Origin of the sequence: Pseudarthrobacter sp. O4 (genome assembly GCF_050157025.1) — a bacterium.
Classification (GTDB): domain Bacteria; phylum Actinomycetota; class Actinomycetes; order Actinomycetales; family Micrococcaceae; genus Arthrobacter.
Genome location: NZ_CP189591.1, coordinates 3,342,905 through 3,361,490 on the forward strand (window position 1 = coordinate 3,342,905; position 18,586 = coordinate 3,361,490).

General features: G+C 67.8%; 18 protein-coding genes and 2 riboswitches. Of the genes, 12 read left to right on the forward strand and 6 right to left on the reverse strand.

The window, feature by feature from the left end; genetic code table 11:
* Both ACQCSU_RS15610 and ACQCSU_RS15615 read right to left on the reverse strand, forming a co-directional pair.
* Positions 1-711, reverse strand: coding sequence for a response regulator transcription factor (locus tag ACQCSU_RS15610; protein WP_426979812.1), 711 nt, complete (start codon positions 709-711; stop codon positions 1-3).
* 54 nt (positions 712-765) lie between these two features.
* On the reverse strand, positions 766-1,221 hold the full coding sequence (locus ACQCSU_RS15615) for a MarR family winged helix-turn-helix transcriptional regulator (RefSeq protein WP_426976177.1): 456 nt from the start codon (positions 1,219-1,221) through the stop codon (positions 766-768).
* A 62-nt stretch (positions 1,222-1,283) separates the two neighbouring features.
* On the opposite strand from ACQCSU_RS15615, the gene ACQCSU_RS15620 reads away from it, so the two are divergent.
* Positions 1,284-2,498, forward strand: a complete 1,215-nt coding sequence (locus ACQCSU_RS15620) for a phosphotransferase (RefSeq protein WP_426976178.1) — start codon at positions 1,284-1,286, stop codon at positions 2,496-2,498.
* Here the strand turns inward: ACQCSU_RS15620 and ACQCSU_RS15625 are convergent.
* The 3 genes from ACQCSU_RS15625 to ACQCSU_RS15635 are packed head-to-tail and all read right to left on the reverse strand — an operon-like array spanning position 2,495 to position 6,877.
* A complete protein-coding gene (locus tag ACQCSU_RS15625; RefSeq protein WP_426976179.1) occupies positions 2,495-4,141 on the reverse strand; it encodes a DNA repair helicase XPB in 1,647 nt (548 codons plus the stop codon). The genes ACQCSU_RS15620 and ACQCSU_RS15625 overlap by 4 nt on opposite strands.
* Positions 4,138-6,633: a helicase-associated domain-containing protein gene (locus ACQCSU_RS15630; protein WP_426976180.1), complete on the reverse strand. Its 2,496-nt coding sequence runs from the start codon at positions 6,631-6,633 to the stop codon at positions 4,138-4,140. The genes ACQCSU_RS15625 and ACQCSU_RS15630 overlap by 4 nt, the downstream gene beginning before the upstream one ends.
* Before the next feature lie 10 nt (positions 6,634-6,643).
* Entirely contained in the window at positions 6,644-6,877 is a 234-nt protein-coding gene (locus ACQCSU_RS15635) for a hypothetical protein (protein ID WP_426976181.1), read from the reverse strand.
* Positions 6,878-7,054: 177 nt separating this feature from the next.
* Here ACQCSU_RS15635 and ACQCSU_RS15640 point away from each other — a divergent pair, with 177 nt between their 5' ends.
* The 3 genes from ACQCSU_RS15640 to ACQCSU_RS15650 are packed head-to-tail and all read left to right on the forward strand — an operon-like array spanning position 7,055 to position 9,557.
* Positions 7,055-7,438, forward strand: a complete 384-nt coding sequence (locus tag ACQCSU_RS15640) for a cold-shock protein (RefSeq protein ID WP_426976182.1) — start codon at positions 7,055-7,057, stop codon at positions 7,436-7,438.
* 8 nt (positions 7,439-7,446) lie between these two features.
* A complete protein-coding gene (locus ACQCSU_RS15645; RefSeq protein WP_426976183.1) occupies positions 7,447-8,148 on the forward strand; it encodes a DUF3027 domain-containing protein in 702 nt (233 codons plus the stop codon).
* 41 nt (positions 8,149-8,189) lie between these two features.
* The gene (locus ACQCSU_RS15650; protein WP_426976184.1) at positions 8,190-9,557 is read left to right on the forward strand and encodes an MFS transporter; all 1,368 of its coding nucleotides are present in this window, start codon (positions 8,190-8,192) and stop codon (positions 9,555-9,557) included.
* A gap of 30 nt (positions 9,558-9,587) precedes the next feature.
* On the opposite strand, the gene serC is transcribed toward ACQCSU_RS15650, so the two are convergent.
* The gene (serC, locus tag ACQCSU_RS15655; RefSeq protein WP_426976185.1) at positions 9,588-10,715 is read right to left on the reverse strand and encodes a phosphoserine transaminase; all 1,128 of its coding nucleotides are present in this window, start codon (positions 10,713-10,715) and stop codon (positions 9,588-9,590) included.
* Positions 10,716-11,046: 331 nt separating this feature from the next.
* Here serC and ACQCSU_RS15660 point away from each other — a divergent pair, with 331 nt between their 5' ends.
* The 8 genes from ACQCSU_RS15660 (at position 11,047) to fdhD (ending at position 18,575) form a co-directional block, all read left to right on the forward strand.
* Positions 11,047-11,742, forward strand: coding sequence for a metal-dependent transcriptional regulator (locus ACQCSU_RS15660; RefSeq protein ID WP_426976186.1), 696 nt, complete (start codon positions 11,047-11,049; stop codon positions 11,740-11,742).
* A 149-nt stretch (positions 11,743-11,891) separates the two neighbouring features.
* A riboswitch (cyclic di-AMP (ydaO/yuaA leader) is annotated at positions 11,892-12,104 on the forward strand.
* A gap of 4 nt (positions 12,105-12,108) precedes the next feature.
* A complete protein-coding gene (locus tag ACQCSU_RS15665; protein WP_426976187.1) occupies positions 12,109-12,927 on the forward strand; it encodes a M23 family metallopeptidase in 819 nt (272 codons plus the stop codon).
* Between the two features lie 135 nt (positions 12,928-13,062).
* A riboswitch (cyclic di-AMP (ydaO/yuaA leader) is annotated at positions 13,063-13,232 on the forward strand.
* A gap of 308 nt (positions 13,233-13,540) precedes the next feature.
* Positions 13,541-14,275, forward strand: coding sequence for an NlpC/P60 family protein (locus tag ACQCSU_RS15670; protein ID WP_426976188.1), 735 nt, complete (start codon positions 13,541-13,543; stop codon positions 14,273-14,275).
* Positions 14,276-14,515: 240 nt separating this feature from the next.
* A complete protein-coding gene (locus tag ACQCSU_RS15675) occupies positions 14,516-15,016 on the forward strand; it encodes an HNH endonuclease (RefSeq protein ID WP_426976189.1) in 501 nt (166 codons plus the stop codon).
* An 83-nt stretch (positions 15,017-15,099) separates the two neighbouring features.
* On the forward strand, positions 15,100-15,822 hold the full coding sequence (gene mobA, locus ACQCSU_RS15680) for a molybdenum cofactor guanylyltransferase (protein WP_426976190.1): 723 nt from the start codon (positions 15,100-15,102) through the stop codon (positions 15,820-15,822).
* Positions 15,806-16,093, forward strand: a complete 288-nt coding sequence (locus ACQCSU_RS15685) for a DUF6457 domain-containing protein (protein ID WP_426976191.1) — start codon at positions 15,806-15,808, stop codon at positions 16,091-16,093. The genes mobA and ACQCSU_RS15685 overlap by 17 nt, the downstream gene beginning before the upstream one ends.
* Positions 16,090-17,547, forward strand: a complete 1,458-nt coding sequence (locus ACQCSU_RS15690) for a molybdopterin-binding protein (RefSeq protein ID WP_426976192.1) — start codon at positions 16,090-16,092, stop codon at positions 17,545-17,547. The genes ACQCSU_RS15685 and ACQCSU_RS15690 overlap by 4 nt, the downstream gene beginning before the upstream one ends.
* 158 nt (positions 17,548-17,705) lie before the next feature.
* Positions 17,706-18,575 carry a formate dehydrogenase accessory sulfurtransferase FdhD gene (gene fdhD, locus ACQCSU_RS15695; RefSeq protein ID WP_426976193.1) on the forward strand — a complete coding sequence of 290 codons (870 nt, stop codon included), beginning with the start codon at positions 17,706-17,708 and terminating at the stop codon, positions 18,573-18,575.
* Positions 18,576-18,586 lie beyond the last annotated feature (11 nt).

Genomic DNA, 18,586 nt, shown 5'->3' on the forward strand with positions numbered 1-18,586 from the left:
TCAGCGCTTCTCTGCCGTCCGCAGCACGTAGCCCACGCCGCGCTTGGTCTGGATCAGGGCCGGGGCGTCCGGATCGATGTCCACCTTGCGGCGCAGGTAGGAAATATAGGACTCCACGATCGACGCGTCACCGTTGAAATCGTATTCCCAGACGTGGTCCAGGATCTGGGCCTTGGACAGGACACGGTTGGGGTTGAGCATGAGGTAGCGCAGGAGTTTGAATTCGGTGGGGGAGAGCTCGATCACGGTGCCGCCGCGGCGTACCTCGTGGGCGTCGTCGTCGAGCGCCAGGTCATCCACGCGGATGACGGCGTCGTCGTCCTGCAGCGGCTGGGTGCGGCGCAGCACGGCACGAATGCGCGCCACCACTTCGTCGAGGCTGAACGGCTTGGTGACGTAGTCGTCGCCGCCCACCGTCAGCCCCATGACCTTGTCCTCGGTGTCGTCCTTCGCGGTCAGGAAGAGCACAGGAAAGTGCTTGCCCGCGGCGCGCAGCCGGCGGGTGACGGTGAAGCCGTCCATGTCCGGCAGCATGACATCCAGCACGGCGAGGTCGGGGGAGTGGAGCTCCGCCGCGGCCAGCGCCTCGCGCCCGTTGCCCGCGGAGACCACCTCAAAGCCGGCGAAGCGGAGCGACGTGGAGAGCAGCTCGCGGATGTTCGGTTCGTCATCGACGACGAGGAGCTTGGCTTCTGGACCGTTCTTTTTCATAACTCCCATGATGCTCCCAGACTCTGGGAGTTTTCTGAATGGCAGATGTATGTTTTATGGATCGTTCCGTGGCGTCAGCAGGCTGACCTCATTGAGGGCGCGGCGCAGCTCCTGGTACCGCTTCGCCCCCAGGGCGGCGGCCCATTTCTGCTCCGTCTCCGCAATGATCCGCAGGGAAAGCTCGACGGCGGCCTCGCCGGCCGGGGTGAGCGTGGCGATTTTGGCCCGTGAGTCGGAAGGGTCCGGGGTGATCCGGACGTACCCGTCCCGCTCCAGGTGCTTCATGAACTGGCCGATGCCCGCCTTCGTGATGGCGGCCCGCTGGGCAAGCAGCGAAAGCCGCAGCCCCTCCGGCGGGATGAGTGCCATCACGCGGTAGTGCGAGGGCCGCAGTCCCGGCAGTGAATGCGCTGAAATTTCGGCACGGAAGCTGTTGAACGCCCCGGCGAGCAGGCCGGCGATGTGGGGTTCCGCGGCGGGTTGCTGCCCGGGCCCATTGACGTCGATCATAAACTTACTTTACCATCAGCGTAGTAAATGTAGTTTACCAACGGAGCGCTGCGAGGATCGTCATGACGGCTGCAGTTCTGGACAACATGGACATCCTGGGCGTAGCGGTCCCGGAGCCGCGGGAACTCGCCGCAATCGCAGCCGCGTGCCTCGGTGAATCCCGGGTGGAGCTGCTCTCCGCCGATGCAGCGCCGCTGGCGCCGGTGTACAACATGACCACGGGCGGGCTGTGGCGGGTACGGGGGACCGCACGCACCAGCTGCGGGGGCCCGCGCGGGAGTATCGGCGTCGTCCCCTTCAGCGTAGTGGTGAAGCTTATCCAGTCGCCGCTGCTCTGGTCCGGGATCGGTCAGGTTCCCGAACCACTGAGGAGCGGGCTGCTGGAGCGGTTCCCCTGGCAAACGGAAGCCCTGGTCTACGGCTCCGATCTGCCGGCCCTCCTGCCCCGCGGCGGACGGATGCCGCGCATCTACCGCGTGGCCGAGGTCGATCCGCAGCGCATCGCCATCTGGATGGAGGACGTGGCCGAGGCCCCCGCCGCGGCGTGGACGGACCACCGCTTCGCTGGCGCCGCCCGATTCCTGGGCCGGCTGGCCGGCAGCCGGCAGGTGCGGGAGCGCGGTCCCGCCGGGAGTGCCATCCGCGATGTGCAGGGGCTGAAGTTCTATCTGGACGGCGTGGCGTCAGCGGTGTTCATTCCGGGCATCCAGGGAGCCGAACTCTGGGCGCACCCGGCGGTGGCCGCCGCCGCAGACGCGCAGCTGATCACCGGCCTGCGCGGCCTGGCGGAACGCGCGCGCGGTCTGCTCGACATTATTGCGGCGCTTCCCACCCTTCCGGCCCACGGTGACGCCAGCCCCCAGAACCTGCTGATCAACCCTGACGCCGGGCCGGCCGGCAGCGCCGGAGATGCAGGGTTCACTGTGATCGACTGGGGCATGTACGGCTTCGCCTGCGTGGGGTTCGATCTCAGCCAACTGCTCGCCGGGTGGGTTAACCAGGGCCAGCTGCACGGCAGCGAGCTGTACCGGCTCGAACCGCTGTGCCTGGCCGCCTACTGCGAGGGGCTCGCCGAGTCCGGGACCCCGGTGGCCGAAGCGCACGTCAGTCGCGGCCACGCCGCCTCCATGGCGCTTTTCACCGGCCTGGCCGCGGTCGCAACGCAGCGGCTGGCGGAACCGGACTCCGCCGAGCTGCGCTCCCTGGTGTCCGGGCGGGTGGAGATGGCCCGCTTCATCCTGGAGCTGCTCGCTGCTACGGACAAGGAACGCTGCTAGCTCGCCGTGCCCACGTCCTTGGCATCCATGATCCGGTACGCGTAGCCCTGCTCGGCCAGGAAGCGCTGGCGCTTGGCCGCGAAGTCCTGGTCCAGGGTGTCCCGGGCAACGAGGGAATAGAACCGGGCCGCGCGGCCGTCCTTCTTGGGCCGCAGCAGCCGGCCCAGGCGCTGGGCTTCCTCCTGGCGGGAGCCGAAGGAGCCGGAGACCTGGATTGCGACGGAGGCCTCGGGCAGGTCGATCGAGAAGTTGGCGACCTTGGACACCACGAGGGTCTGGACCTCGCCGGCGCGGAAGGCGTCGAAGAGCTTCTGGCGATCCTTCACGGAGGTGTCGCCCTTGATTACCGGGGCCCGGAGGCGTTCGCCGATCTCGTCCAGCTGGTCGATGTACTGCCCGATCACGAGCAGCTGCTCGCCGGCATGCTCGGCCACGAGCTGTTCCACCACGAGCGTCTTGGACTCCGAAGTGGCGCACAGGCGGTACTTGTCCGCGTCCTCGGCCATGGCATAGGCCACGCGTTCATCGCGCGGGAGATCGATCCGGACCTCCACGCAGTCCGCCGGAGCGATGTAGCCCTGGGCCTCGATGTCCTTCCACGGCGCGTCGTAACGCTTGGGGCCGATCAGGCTGAAGACCTCGCCCTCGCGCCCGTCCTCGCGGACCAGGGTGGCGGTGAGGCCGAGCCGGCGTCGTGCCTGCAGGTCCGCCGTCATCCGGAAGATCGGGGCAGGCAGCAGGTGGACCTCGTCGTAGATGATGAGCCCCCAGTCATTGCCGTCCAGAAGCTCCAGATGGGAATACAGGCCGCCGCGCTTGGTGGTCAGCACCTGGTAGGTCGCGATCGTGACGGGACGGACTTCCTTGAGGGAGCCGGAGTATTCGCCGATCTCCTCCTCGGTGAGGGACGTCCGCTTGAGCAGCTCGTCCTTCCATTGCCGGGCGGACACCGTGTTCGTCACCAGGATGAGGGTGGTGGTGGAACTCGTGGCCATCGCCGCCGCGCCTACCAGCGTTTTGCCGGCTCCGCAGGGAAGCACGACGACGCCGCTGCCGCCGGCCCAGAAGTTCTCCATCGCCAGCTGCTGGTACGGGCGGAGCTTCCAGCCGGACTCGTCCAGCATGATCGGATGGGGCGTGCCATCGACGTAGCCGGCCAGGTCCTCGGCAGGCCAGCCGATCTTGAGCAGCAGCTGCTTGAGCTGACCGCGCTGGGAGGAATGCACCACCACGGTCTCGCCGTCGATCCGCGCGCCCAGCAGGGGAGCGATCTTCTTGGCGCGGCTGACCTCCTCGAGCACCGGGTAGTCGGAGGTGCGCATCACGAGGCCGTGCTGGGGATCCTTCTCGAGCCGCAGCCGGCCGTAGCGGGACATGGTCTCTTCGACGTCGATCAGCAGGGAATGCGGCACCGGGAACCGGGAGTACTTCAACAGCGTGTCCAGGACCTTTTCGGCGTCGAGCCCTGCGGCCCGGGCGTTCCAGAGGCCCAGCGGCGTCAGCCGGTAGCTGTGCATGTGTTCCGGGGCGCGCTCCAGTTCGGCGAAGGGGGCGATGGCGTGGCGTGCTTCGGTGGCCAGTTCGTGGTCGACCTCAAGCAGGATGGTTTTGTCACTCTGGACGATCAGCGGTCCGTCATTCACTGGAGCAATTCCTCAGCGGCTTCTACGTCAATAATCCGGTGGATGGACAGGACGCGTTCGGTTTCCTTCTCCGGGTCAAAGACCCGCACGCGTCCGCCGTTTACAGCTACCGGAACAACCGTTTCGCGGTTGGCATTCCCCAGGCTGTCCACCACGTTCATGACCACCCGCTGTTTGAGCCTGATCGCCTTCAGCAGGGTTTCCAGCCCCAGCTGGGTGGCCTCCTCGCTGCCGGGAGACGCGGCGGGATGGCCCCCGGACCCGCCGGCTGCCGGGCGCCCGCTGCGCAGCACAGAGAGTTGGGCGTCGACGTCGGCTGCCGGCGGGGCGGTGCGCGGGGCGGTGTACACCGGGCGCGCGGAGCCGGGAACGGCGGTGCCGCGGCGCAACCGGAGGACAGCGGACTCGGGCTCCTCCAGCGCCGGGGACAGCCCCAGGCTCCGGAGCAGCTGCGCGGTTTCCCGGGGCGCGGCCTGGGAGATCAGCACGGTGGGTGCGATGCGCGTCAGGCCCAGGCCGGCCGCAGCGGAGGTATTGAGCAGCTCCAGCAGCGCCGTTTCATCGTCGCTCTGGATGAAGCTGGCGGCGGCGCCGACGCGGAGGCTGGCGTGGCGGGCGGCGGTGTCTTCGATCAGGTAGCTGAGCGGCTGCGGGATGTCCGTGGCCGAATGCTGGCGCAGGAAGTCCAGCAGGGCCCCGGCGTCCTGGCCGGCGTCGAGCGCCCGGCGGACTGAGGAGACGGAGAAGCGGTAGATCGTGGCCGGCCCCTGGCCCTCGGCGTCGGCCATGGTCAGGAGTCTCTCGCTCAGTTCCGGGGCGAGGTAGCCGGGTGCCACGGCGGTCAGGTCGGCCTGCAGCAACACGTGGTTCAGTGCGGCGGGCAGGTGCTCGCCCAGGATGCCGAGGGCATCGTCGGGCTGCTCGGCCGCGATTGCCGCCCCGATCTGGCTCAGGGCGCCGGAGCCGATGAGACCGAGCATTTCGGCCTCGGCCAGGACACCGCGGATCAGCGAGCTGAAGCGCCGGGCCATCCGGGGCTGTGCCCAGTCGGCGCGTTCCAGGACGGCCGCGGCGTCCAGCACCGGAGCCTGCCCGTCCGGCGCCGAGGCTTCCTGGGTGAGTTCATTCAGGATTTCCAGTATCCGTTTCCGGACTACGGGGGCGTCCGGCCGCTGGGCCTCGGCTGAGAGCGCATTGATGGTGGTGCCTGCCGGGCCACGGTGTGCGGCCGGTCCCGGCGCGCCGCCGTTCACGGGCTGACCGACGAGCGAGGGAGCACGCTCGCTGGCGAGCCAGGCGTTGACCAGCCAGAGCCATTGCTCCTGGCGCGGCAGCGTCAGCCACTCCAGCTGGGGCGGCTGGACCCAGGCGGAGCTGTCGACGTCGAGGCGCAGCAGGCCGGCGAGGGCGCACAGCTCGGCCAGAACGCCGGCCTCGTGCAGCTCGATCCGCAGTGAATCGGCCAGGCGCTTCAACTCCCGCACCCCCACACCGCCGCTGCGCAGGGTGACCAGCGGTTGTTCACGGGCGATGTAGAGCAACTCGCCGACGAGGCGAAGGGTTTCGGCGATCGCTCCCAGGGCGGCGTTGCGGCGCAGCGCAGCGCTCGTTGAACCCAGCCGGGGCACCGGGGGGGCCAGCGCGAAGTTCTCAATGACGAAGCCGCCGCGCAGCGAGACGCCGACGCTGTGCGGAAGTTCCACGTGGGCGGCGTCCAGCGGCACCAGCAGACCCCGGCCCAGCAGCCAGTCCACGGGTCCGACGTCGGAGCCTTCGGTGGCCACGGAAGCGCGGCGCTGCGCCTGGGGTACGGCACCCATGGCCCAGTTCCCGAACCGGGCGAGCAGCGCCGTCGTGCGTTCCGGGGCGGTGGCAAGGATCTGCTGGAGGGATTCGGGCGAGGCTGTCCAGTGCTGCAGCGACAGGGCCGCCTCCATCGGCGTGGTGGCGGGGGAGATGGCGGCGCCGCTGCGGTGCAGCTCCCCGACGAGCTGGACCACGCGTTGGGCAAACGCGGGCTGGAGCCGCACGAGCTCGGTGTAGCTGCGCCCCAGCCCGGCCGGGTAGATGCCGATGACGTCTTTGAGGCAGCCGACCGGAAGGTAGTAACGCTGCCGCGCGGCGGCGGCCGGAGCGACGCCGTGCGGGGGCTCGGCCCGGTGCACGAGCGCCAGCTCCTGCAGCGAATGCAGCAACCTGTCGATCGATGTCAGGGAGGAGCCGTTGATCAGCTTCTTCAGCATCGCGGACGAAGCGCTGTGGCCGGTGTCGGTGTTGGTGCACAGGTGCAGCGTTTCCAGCGCCTGCATCTCCGGGCGGTTAAGCCGCTCCAGGGCGCGCTGCACGCTCACCCGGCCGCTCGCCCGGGCGGCGAGGGCGGCGAAGTCCGGAACACCGGGGGAGATGAGGTCCGGCCGCGCGGAGAACAAGGCCCGCAACGAGTCGTCGCTGCGTGCCTCCAGTTCCTTGCTGAGCGCGCGAATAAGGGACATCAGTCCAACGTTACCTTTCACCCGGCTCGCGCGTCCGGCGCCGGGCCGCGACACCGTCCACCACGAGCAACAGCATCAGCAGGAAAGCAAGGGGCAGTCCGTAGAGAGCCAAGGAGGTGATCCAGGCCGGGGCCACCAGATTGCTGAACGCCATGGCCATCACGATGCCCACTGTAAGCAGAGACAGCACGGCGGCTGCTGCCGCAATGATCAGCAAGGGCCGCCGGAAGCGCAATGGTGTCATGGGGGCAACGCTAACAGTCCGGCTTCGTCCGCGTCTCACGCCGTCAAAGTTGGGAAGGCAGGATAACCTTGGGGGAACAGACGAACACGGTCCGGCAGTCATACTTTGAACCCGCATATCCATGCGGATGCGGTGACGGCCGGCTGTGTCCCCAGCAGAACGAAGAAGGTTGATTACGTGCCTACCGGCAAGGTCAAGTGGTATGACAAGGACAAGGGCTTCGGATTCCTCGCAGCGGAAGACGGCCAGGAAGTCTTCCTGCCCAAGTCGGCGCTGCCGGAGGGTGTCATGGAACTCAAGGCCGGGACCCGGGTGGAGTTTGGCGTGGCCGACGGACGAAAGGGCGCCCAGGCACTGGGCCTGCGCGTGCTGGACAAGACGCCCTCCATCGCCAAGGCCAAGCGACCCAGCGCCAAGGACCTTGCCCCGCTGGTGCAGGACCTGGTCACGGTGCTGGACAACCTCTCCGGCACACTCTCCGCGGGCAAGTACCCGGAAGGCAGCAAGGCCAAGGCGATCGCCGTCGCCCTCCGTAAGGTCGCCGACGAGCTGGATGCGTAAGGCACCTGATGTCACCGGAACCTGAGCAGAACGCGCCTAAGGCGGCCGGCGAAGCCGGATTAGATACAGCCGGATCAAATACAGCCGGAACAAATACAGCCGGATCCAAAGCAGCGGGGTCCAAAGCAGCGCGGTCCAATACCGCCGGATCCAAAGCAGCGGGGTCCAAAGCAGCGGGGTCCAAGCCGCGCGCCGGTGTCCCGGTCTGGCGCACCGGCAAACCCGACGCCGTCCTGGCCGACGCCGTCGACGCCGCGCGCGCCGCGGTGGAGAGCATCGCCCCGGCCGAGCAGATCGGCCGGCACCTGAGCGCCCGCAGCGAGGGCGACCGGCTCGTCACGCACCTCTTCGAGTCCAAGCTGGCCGGCTACGGCGGCTGGCAGTGGTACGCCGTACTCACCCGCAACTCCCGCTCCAGGGTGGTCACGGTCGACGAGCTCGGCCTGCTGCCCTCTGAGGACTCGATCCTGGCCCCTGAATGGGTGCCGTGGGCGGAACGGGTCCGGCCCGAGGACGCCCAGGATGAGGAGGCCGCTGAACAGGCCCCCGGGTCCCCGGCCGCGGAGCAGGCTGCCGACGCCCCCGAAGGTGACTCCGACGACGCGGACGGCGACGGCGCCGACGAAGAGTACGACGAGGACGACGCCGACGAGGCAGACGGCGACGCAGACGGCGACGCCGGCGGACAGCCGGCCGGAGAGGCTGACTAGGGGTTGAAACGCTTCGGGATGATGCGGGGTGAGGGCCGGGCATGACGTCCACCTTCAAGTCCCTGCGCATCCCGAACTACCGGATCTGGTTCATCGGTGCGCTCATCTCCAACATCGGGACCTGGATGCAGCGCACCGCCCAGGACTGGCTGGTCTTCGCCCACCTCACCGAGCACGACGCCGGAGCCATGGGCATCACGATGGCCCTTCAACTGGGCCCCCAACTTTTCCTCGCGCCCGTGGCAGGGCTGGTGGCCGACCGCTTCAACCGCAAACAGCTGCTGGTACTGACCCAGTCCGCCATGGCACTTCTGAGCGCGGGACTCGGCATCCTCGTGGTCTCCGGGGCCGCCCAGCTCTGGCACGTGTACGGCTTCGCCCTGCTGCTCGGCGTGGTGTCCGCCCTTGATGCCCCGGTGCGGCAGACCTTCGTCTCCGAGCTGGTCCGGGACGACTACCTGCCCAATGCTGTGGCGCTCAACAGCGCCTCCTTCAACGTGGCCAGGATGATCGGACCCGCCGTGGCCGGCATCCTCACGGTTGCGGTCGGCCCGGGCTGGGTCTTCCTGATCAACACCGTCACATTCCTGGCGATGCTGCTGAGCCTGTGGAAGATCCCCACTGCCTCGCTTCGCCAGCTTCCCCGGGCGGTGGCCGGCAAGGGCCGCATCCGCGAGGGCCTGCGCTACGTGCGGTTCCGGCCGGACATCGTGGTGGTGCTGGTGGCGGTTTTCATCGTGGGTACCCTGGGACTGAACTTCGTCCTGTTCATCGCCGCCATGGTCGGCACCGAGTTCGGCCTGGACGCCAGCGCCTTCGGGCTGATGAATTCGATCATGGCCATCGGCTCCGTCGCCGGCGCCCTGCTCTCCGCCGGCCGGGGAAAGCCCAGGCTGCGGATCATTTTCGGGGCCGCCGGCGCGTTCGGAGTGACCTCAGGAGTCGCCGCCCTCGCCCCCGACTATTTCTGGTTCGGCGTGGCGCTGGTGCCGGTGGGCCTCTTCGCGATCACGATGATGACGAGCGCCAACGGCTACGTCCAGACGACCACCGACCCCGTGATGCGCGGCCGCGTGATGGCCCTCTACATGGCGATCTTCATGGGTGGAACCCCGATCGGCGCTCCGCTGGTGGGCTGGGTGGCGAATGTCGCCGGGCCCCGCTGGTCGATGGGCGTCGCGGCAGCCTCCGGCCTCATCGCCGCCGTGACCGGCCTGCTGTGGATCATCCGCGCGCGCGAGTTGCGGATCCGTTTCGATCGCAGGGCGCGGGGACTGCACCATTTCCGCCTCGAATCCGGCACCGCCGGAGGCCAGCCAAATGGCGGCGCCGGCGGCACCGCCGGAGGCACTTCCGGCGCCGCCCGGGGACGAATCCCAGACGACGCCGACGACGCCGTCGATCACTGACGCTTCAGCGTTACCTGTTTCGCGGGGGAGCTATTTCTTCAGCTCGCCCACGACGAAGTCGATGCATTCCAGCAGCGCCGACACATCGTCCGGCTCGATCGCCACGAAGGTCGCGATGCGGAGCTGGTTGCGGCCCAGCTTGCGGTAGGGCTCGGTGTCCACGATGCCGTTGGCGCGGAGCACCTTGGCGATCGCCGCGGCGTCGATCGCGTCGTCGAAGTCGATCGTCGCGATGACGTTGGAGCGGTCCTCGGCCTTGGCGACAAAGGGGGTGGCGTAGTCGGAGGCTTCGGCCCAGCGGTAGATCCGCCCGGCGGAGTCCGCGGTCCGGCCTGCGGCGAAGTCCAGCCCGCCGTTGGCGTTGAGCCACTGCACCTGGGCGTCCAGGGTGACCAGGGTGGCCAGCGCCGGGGTGTTGTAGGTCTGGTTCAACCGGGAGTTGTCGATCGCCGTCTGCAGGTCCAGGAAATCCGGGATCCAGCGGTCGCTGGCCTTGATCCGTGCCGCCCGCTCCAGTGCGGCGGGGGAGAACAGGCCGAGCCACAGACCGCCGTCGGACGCGAAGTTCTTCTGCGGGGCGAAATAGTAAACGTCCGCCTCGGACACGTCGACGTCGAGGCCGCCGGCCGCGGACGTGGCGTCAACCAGCACGAGCGAACCCTGATCGGCGCCGGCCACGCGCTGGACCGGCGCGGCCACGCCGGTTGAGGTCTCGTTCTGGGGCCACGCATAGACGTCGACGCCGGCCTCAGCGCGGGCGGCCGGACGGGTGCCAGGCTCGGACTTGATGATGGATGATTCGGCCAGGAACGGCGCCTTGTTGGTGGCCGAGGCAAACTTCGAGCCAAACTCGCCGAACGAGAGGTGCTGAGCCTTGGTCTCCACCAGGCCGAAGCTCGCAATGTCCCAGAACGCCGTGGAACCGCCGACGCCCAGAATGACCTCGTAGCCATCGGGAGCGCGGAAGAACTCGCTCAGTCCCTTCCGGACCGAGCCCACGAGGTTCTTGACCGGCGCCTGGCGGTGGGACGTTCCCAGCAGGGTTGCCGAGGCGGCAAGGGCTTCCATCTGTTCCGGGCGGACCTTGGAGGGGCCGGCGCCGAACCGGCCGTCCTTGGGCAGGAGGTTTGCGGGAATCGTGATGCTGGTGTCGCTCACAGTGGCTCCATTTTCGGCTGGTAAACGCTTGGCGGCTGGTACAACCCTTGCTTGGGAGGTGGCCCGGCAGGGTGGCTGCAACGAAGCCTCCTTGTCATTCTGCCTGACTGCCCCGGGCGGGCGGGAAAAGAGTCCGTCATAGTCCGGTCATTGAGACAAAGCCGCGAGCCCCCGGCTCCTGCTGAAGCGGCCGGGGGATTATCCGGAGTAATTCAAAATAGGCTAAGCTGTCCTGCGAACGTACGGCCGTTCCCGCCAGGGCACGCTGCCTACAACCGGCACGCGGTACGGTGGGAATGACGCAAGGACGGCGCTCGAGGAGCTGAGCTGAATGACGGATCTGATCGATACAACCGAGATGTATCTGCGGACCATTCTGGAACTTGAAGAAGAGAACATCGTCGCCCTCCGCGCCCGCATCGCCGAACGGCTGCGCCACTCCGGCCCCACCGTCTCGCAGACCATCGGCCGCATGGAACGCGACGGCCTGGTGGTTGTTTCGGGTGACCGGCACCTTGAGTTGACTGAAACCGGCCGGAAACGCGCCATCGGGGTCATGCGCAAGCACCGCCTGGCCGAGCGGCTGCTGGCCGACGTGATCGGCCTCGACTGGGCCTACGTCCACGAGGAAGCCTGCCGCTGGGAGCATGTCATGAGCGAGCGGGTGGAACGGCGGATCTTCGAGATGCTCAACCATCCCACTGTCTCTCCTTATGGAAATCCGATCCCCGGGCTCGCGGAGCTCGGCGGCGTGCCCTCCCAGCCCTACTCCGACGGAGTCGTGAGTCTGCTGGAAGCGATGGCCGGCTACGGGGCCGATTCCCGGATCACGGTGAACCGGCTTGCCGAGCCCATCCAGGTGGAACCGGAACTGCTCGTCCAGCTCGACGAGGGAGGCATCCGTCCCGGCGCCCTTGTGTCCCTGGAACGCGTCGGCGAGTACATCTCGGTCCGCGTTCCGGACATCGAAGGCGCCCTCGAGCTGCCTCCCGAGGTTGCCGCCCACGTCTTTGTTACCGTCGGCTAACCGTCCGGAACCACAACTCGTGGGATGACCCATGAGTTGTGCACAGCAGAGATAACGGGATTATTACTGGGCGGCTTAATCGCCTATAGTTAGTCACCAGTACCGATACCAAAGCGTTACCTGATCCGAAGCCGAACTCTGCCAGCGGATCAGTCGCAGAGTCACCTTATGGCAGAGGCGGGGGAACCACTTCCGGCTGTTTTCAAGCAGCCTTGGGGTGAAGTCCGCCAGCGGCAAGCACACTTCACCGAGGGACTTTTTGGATTCCCCTGTGCCTGGATGCTTGTTCACGGCGGACCGGGTCTTTGATCTCTCTGACCCGAATCCGACAGCTAACTTCGCAGGCTATCCAGAGAGGAACCGTTCTTGACCACCCAGACCTCGCGGGGCCGCCGTCGTGCGACCGGCCCCGCTCCGGAGCCGCGACCGGCCGTCGCCGTTATGGCAGACCGCCCGCGTGACGCGCACCGCGACGAACGCCGCGGCCGCCGGAGCCCGTTCCGCCAGGTAACGGAATTTGCCGCCGCCAGTGGTGTGGGGCAGAAGGCCGGCATTGCCCTGGCTGCTACGGGTCTGGTCCTGACGGTCGCCGTCCCCGCCACCGGCCCGGTCATGGCTACCGACGCCTCGTCGGGCTCGGTCTCCGCGGCGGCGCAGCCGAATGTGACGGCCGCCTCCGCCGCCAAGATCGACTTCAGCCGGACTGCCGTGACCACCAAGGGCGATCCCGACGGCAAGCTGAAGCAGTTGCTGAGCGCACAGTCCGCGGGCAGCATCACGCGCGCCGCTTCTTCCGGCAGCCTGGGCGCACCGCTGGACCAGATGGTTTCCGCCTCGCCCTTCGGCTACCGCGTCAGTCCCATCACCGGCGGTTCCGGCGAGTTCCACCGCGGCCAGGACTACGCCGCGCAGTGCGGAACGGCGGTCCACGCGGCCGCCAGCGGCACCGTCACGTTCACCGGCTGGCATCCCTTCGGCGGCGGCAACCGCGTGGTGATCGATCACGGCAACGGTCTGGAGACCACCTACAACCATCTGTCCTCAGCCAGCGTCCGTGTTGGCCAGACGGTCTCACGCGGCGATCTTGTGGCCATGAGCGGGACAACCGGCGCCTCCACCGGGTGCCACCTGCACTTCGAAGTGATGGTCAACGGCGACGTCGTGGACCCCACTGGCTGGCTCTAAAAGCCGATGGATGACTCTCGCATTCTTATGACACGCCGTGATCTGAATGTGACATTGAATCCCAACTGCTGTACCGTATGAAGTACGCCAACTTCTCCGAAGTTGGCGCTCTTGAGTGGATTGCCTAGCTCTGCCACCGCTCAAGGTCCGTTCGCATTACATCGTCTGGCAGGGGCGGGGGAACCAATTTTGGTCTTCGCAAGAAGACCTTGGGGTTAAGTCGCAAAGCTTCCCAGGAAGCAGCGCGGCCGGGTGACTCCCATCCGAATCCGACAGCTCACCTCGCAGGCATTGGGAGAGGCTACTTTCGTGTCTTCACGCCACAATGCTGCGCGTCACCGCGCTTGCGCGGCTCATTCGAGCCCGCTGAAATCCACGTCCCGTGCTGCCCTTGCTGGCGCCCGGAATGGATCTCACCCCGCCGACTCAATCTCTGCTGAGTCCGGCCCGCAGGCCAAGCACCTGCAAGCAGTTCCCGCTTTTGGCGCGTCTTCGCAGTACACCCTTCGCTAAGTAACCCATTCGGGGCGATCCGGCGTACCCCCAAGATGCCGGAGCGTCCTCTGTCCGCGCCTGAAAAGTGCGGTCCAAGGATCACGAAAGAGAGAACTTAATGACTACTCGTGCAAATACTGCACGGCACCGCGCCGAGGTCACCAAGACCAGCTCGCTTGCTGTCATTGCCAAGGCCGTCGGCGACAACGCCGGCACCATGGGCCGCCAGGCCGCAGTCGTCGCTGCCGCTTCCGGGCTTGTCCTGACCAGCGGAATCGCAGCCAACGCTGCCGAGACCAACGTTCAGCGCGAATCCACCTCCGCTTCGGCCCTCGAAGTCCAGTCGGGCACCCCGGCAACGATCTCGGCGGCATCCACCATTGCAATCTCCTACGAGAAGCCGGCCGTTTCCACCTCACCTGCTCCCGTCGTCGAGGCCGCAAAGCCCGTCGTCAACGTCCAGGACTCCCAGGCCGGGACCGCCGGCGCCTCGGCCTCGACGCAGGGACTCTCCGTTGCCAGCGGCGCCGGTGCTTCCATCGCTGCCGCCGCCTACGCCCAGCTCGGAGTTGCGCAGGACTGCACCGCACTGGTCACGAACGCCCTGGCTGCGGCGGGCGTCAACTACCACGGCTGGCCGGCAGGTTACCTGTCCCTGGGCCGCACAGTGGGCGCCGCCGAAGCTCGTCCGGGCGACCTGGCGTACTACCAGAACGGTGGCGTGGGCATGGCCCACATCGCTGTCTACGTCGGCAACGGCATGGCTGTCCACGGCGGCTGGAACGGCGGAACCACCGCACTGAACAGCGTCAACGTCGGCTCCGGACCGGTCTTCATCCGCGTCGGCGCTTAATCGCCTCTGGCTGAAAACAGCCTGAAAGTCTTCAACAGGAAGAGGACCCCCGCCCCTGTGGCGGGGGTCCTCACCTGTCTGCCCGGCCATCTCCGGCAGACACGCACACCTTTGCGGGAGAAAAATTCGGTGATCCGGCCTTGGGGTGTTTACTCTTGTGGTGTCGATCCATAGCCCGACCATGCAGAGGGCAGCCGGCCCTCGTGCCCCTGGCGGGTGCGGCCGTGAAGAGGTATGCGGATGCGCACTCTCGTTCTGAATGCTGGATATGAACCGCTCGCGGTAGTCACCTTCCGCCGGGCGCTCGTTCTCGTGCTTACCGGAAAGGCCAGTGTGGTGGCCGAAGGCGACGATCCCGTCGTTGGTCCCCAGGACATCCTGGGCCGGCCGTCGGTGATCCTGCTCCACCGCTACATCCGGCCCCGGTACAACACCGTGACGGCGGTCAGCCGCCGGGGTGTGCTTCGCCGGGACGGACAGCGCTGCGCTTACTGCGGCAAAGCGGCCCACACCATTGATCACATCCAGCCCAAGTCCAGGGGCGGTGCCGATTCCTGGGAAAACCTCGTGGCTGCCTGCCTGCGGTGCAACAACGCCAAGGGTGACCACACCCCCGCCGAGATGGGCTGGAGGCTCGGCTTTGTCCCGGGGCCGCCGAAGGGCACCACCTGGCAGATTAAGGAACTGGAAAAGCCGGCGCCGGCCTGGGATCCGTTCCTGCTGCCGGAATCCGCGGCCTGATTCGTTTGCTTGACCTTTCTGCCGGGCCCTGTTGCGGCCCGGGCCCGGGCCGGGGCCGCGTGGCACCGCGCTAGGCTGGGCCAATGGAATTCGATGCTGTGGAATTCGACCCTGTGGAATTCGATGCTGTCATACTCGCCGGAGGGCGGTCCTCACGGTTGGGCGGCTCGACCAAGTCCGCCCTGGTGCTCGGCGGCCGGACCCTCCTCGAACGCGCGCTGCAGGCCGCGCAGGGGGCCGGGGTGATCGTCGTCGTCGGACCGGACCCGGGATCGCTTCCTGCGGGGGTGCTGAACTGCCGGGAAGAGCCGCCTTTTGCTGGGCCGGCCGCCGCCATCGCCGCCGGACTCGCCGCCCTGGCGGCCCACCATTCGGGGGATGGCCGGACCGTCCGTGCGCCTCCGCTGACCCTCGTGCTGGCCTGCGACATGCCCCGGGTGGATGCCGCTGTCACGGCGCTGCGCGAGGCCCTGGATGCCGGGCCGGAGGCCGACGCCGTCATGGCAGTCTCCGCGGACGGGCGCCAGCAACCGCTCGCCGGCTTTTATGGCACGGCCGCGCTACAACACTCCGTCGCGGAAGCCGCACAGCGGGGCGGGCTGGCGGACGCCTCGGTGTTCTCCCTTCTTGCTAGTCTTGATGTGCGGGGAATTCTCGTGCCCTCCGGTTCCACGGATGACGTGGACACCTGGGACGATGCCGCCGCACTTGGGGTATCCGGCCGGAGTCCGGACCATGGACCGGACGAGTCCGGAGCTCCGCGACTGAACCCGACTTTGGAGGCAAACGGTGAAGAGCCAGGATGAAACTCTGGAAGATTGGTGCCGTGCCCTGCTCCAGGCCCTCGAGCTGGAGGATGTTGAGATTGACGTCAACGAAGTCCTTGCCCTCGCCGGGGTGGCCGCACATTCGGTGGTGCGTCCTGCCGCCCCGCTGACTACTTTCATCGCGGGCTTTGCCGCCGGGCTGGCCTCCGGTTCCGGCCAGGCGACGGACGCAGTCTCGATGCAGGCGGCCATCGGCGTGGCCCGGAAGCTCGCCACCGACCACGCGGCCACCGAAGCCTCCGGGGCATGACGCCTGCGCCTCCTCATGGCAGTGCTGCTGCCGGGGACGACTCCGCGCCCGGCGGTATCCAGGCCCCAGCGGGCGGTGAAGAGCGCGCCGGGAGCGCCTCGCCGGAACCGCACCGGCACGCGGCACACACCTGGCAGGAGGCCAGGCAACTCGCGTTTGACTGCGCCACACCCATACCTGCCGCGCGGGTGACTCTCAGGAATGCCTTGCGGCGTATCCTCGCGGAGGACATCAAAGCGCTGCAGGATATTCCGCACTACGCCTCTTCCGCCATGGACGGCTGGGCTGTCAACGGCAGCGGGCCGTGGATTCTGGCGGAACCCGGCCAGCGGCTGGCCCCGCACCAGGCGAGCCCGATCGTTACCGGCGGCCTGATCCCGGCTGGAGCCAAAGCGGTGCTCCGCAGCGAGAGCGGCATCATTTCCCCGGACGAGGACGGGCTGCCGGCCCTGACCACCAGCGGCGCTGCCAGGCCCGGCGAGCCGAGAAACGGTGAACACGTCCGCAAGGCCGCGGAGGAAGCCGCCGCCGGAGAGCTGTTGATCAAGGCCGGCACCGTAATTAACCCGGCCCACCTGGCCCTGGCCGCCCTGGCCGGGCACGACACCGTTCCTGTTCTGGGCAAGCCGGTGGTCAGGCTCGTGCTCACCGGCTCCGAGGTCGTCTCGTCGGGTATCCCTCAACCGGGGGAGGTCCGCGACACCTTCGGCCCGCAATTGGCAGGTGTGGTGGAGCTGCTCGGCGGGATCTGCAGCGGCCAGGTGAAGATCGGGGACAGCTACGCCGAATGGCTGGCCGCCCTGGAAGACAATGACCCTGCCGTTCCGGACTCCGGGCCCGCAGGGGACGCCGGGTTTGAGATCCAGCCCGCCGACGTCGTCATCACCACCGGGGGTACCGGCCGCTCAGGCACCGACCATCTCCGGCGTTCCGTCGCCGAGCTCGGCGGCCGGCTGCTGATCGACGGCGTCGCGATGCGGCCCGGCCATCCCGCCGTGCTGGCCGAACTGCCCGACGGCCGCTTCATCATTGGCCTGCCGGGGAACCCGCTCGCGGCCATGATGGCACTTTCCACCCTGGCCGCACCGCTCCTGGCGGCCCTGGGGCACGGAACGATGCCACCCGTCGTCGAGGTGCCGTGCGGCTCGACGATCGAACCCGATCCTGGCCGGACGCGGCTGATGCCTTTCCGGTTGCTGTACGGCATGGCGTCGCCGGCACAACACGCGGGACCAGGAATGATGCGCGGGCTGGCTGCCGCCGATGGCGTGCTGGTGGTGCCGCCACACGGCGTCCAGTTGGGGGAGCTGGTCTCCGCCTTCGCCCTCCCCTGGGGCGCCCCCATCCCGGAACCGGAAGCCGCCGGGGCGAAAGCCAAGTCCTCACCCAAGCGTCCCGCCCGGAAGCCCGCCGGCACGGACGGTCCGGTTGACTGGAGCGCCCTGCTTGGCTGAGACCGGCGAGGTCCCGCCCTGAGGGAGGCGTGTTCGGGGGTCCGCGCCTGCGGCCCCTTATATTGTGTGGCCCGTGCTTCGGGCGGACCCTTGAGGCCCGCGCTGGCCGCCCGGCCCGGTGCTTGCGATGATGGATGCATGTTTCTAAGGAGTTTTTGATGGGTCGCGTGACGCAGCGCCGCAAAGTACACAAATTTGTCCTGGACGGCTCGCCGCAGGCTCTCGAGTTCCCGGTCCGGCACCGCGAGGACATTCTCGCCGTGGAGGAACCGCTGGAGATCCGGATCGGGGAGCTCTCCTACTCCGTCACCATGCGGACGCCCGGAAACGACTTCGACCTTGTGGCGGGCTTCCTCGTCTCCGAGGGCGTCATCTGGAGCCCTGAACAACTGGTGTCCCTGCGGTTCTGCGCCGGAGAAGATGAAAACGGGGTCCAGACCTTCAACGTCGTGGAGGCGCAACTGAGGCCCGACGTCGTGCGTCCCGACACCGGACGGAATTTCTACACCTCCAGTTCCTGCGGAATCTGCGGTACGGATTCCATCGAGGCCGTCCACAAGTCCTCGCATTTCAGCCCCGCCGCGGACCCGCTCACCGTTCCGGTGGGCGTCCTGGCGTCCCTGCCCGATCTGCTGCGGGAAGCCCAGGCCGTCTTCGATGTCACCGGTGGCGTGCATGCGGCGGGGCTGTTCCGGATTGCCGACGACGGCTCCGCCGAGCTGCTGTGCCTCCGGGAGGATGTGGGACGCCACAACGCGGTGGACAAGGTTGTCGGCTGGGCGCTCCGGGAGGGCCTGCTGCCCTTGAGCGGTACCGTGCTGCAGGTCTCCGGACGGGCTTCGTTCGAGCTGGTCCAGAAGGCCTCGCTGGCCGGCATCCCCGTGCTCACGGCCGTCAGCGCACCATCGAGCCTGGCTGTCGAGCTCGCGGAAGCCAGCGGAATGACCCTCGCCGGGTTCAGCCGCGGCACCACCATCAACGTGTACGCGGGCCACGGACGGGTCTCCACCCCCGCGCCCTCGGCCTGAGCGGCGCCCTT